This is a genomic window from Oleiphilus sp. HI0123 (genome assembly GCF_001635315.1).
Map to the genome: position 1 here is coordinate 1 of NZ_LWGE01000033.1, position 371 is coordinate 371.

The 371-nt window shown below is 45.6% G+C and carries 1 protein-coding gene; it reads left to right on the top strand.

The window, feature by feature from the left end; genetic code table 11:
- The coding region (locus tag A3761_RS00430) for a DUF642 domain-containing protein (protein WP_156491454.1) at positions 1-371 on the top strand (371 nt) is incomplete at both ends.

Consider the following 371-nt stretch of genomic DNA (forward strand, 5'->3'; position numbering starts at 1 on the left):
GCTCAAGCTAATCTTATAGAAAATGGCAGCTTCGAAGATATTGGTAACGAAGCAGCACTTGGCGGGTATGGAAGCGCAGCTACGTGGCAGATTTATTCTAGCATTCCAAATTGGGACGCCAGCCAGAATGTTGAAATATGGTCTAACAATTTTATCGTACCTGCCGATGATGGAATTAGAGTATTAGAACTTAATGCGCACCCTGGAGACGCTAATGGTCAGTTCTCTATCTTCCAAGACTTCGCGACGACAGCAGGTCAGGCCTACGAGTTAAGTTTTGCTGGTCGCCGCCGCCAAGCTAACTCTGATGAAGCTTTCTCAGTCAGTGTTGGTGACCTTTCAGATTCTGTTTATAACCAATCATGGGGTAA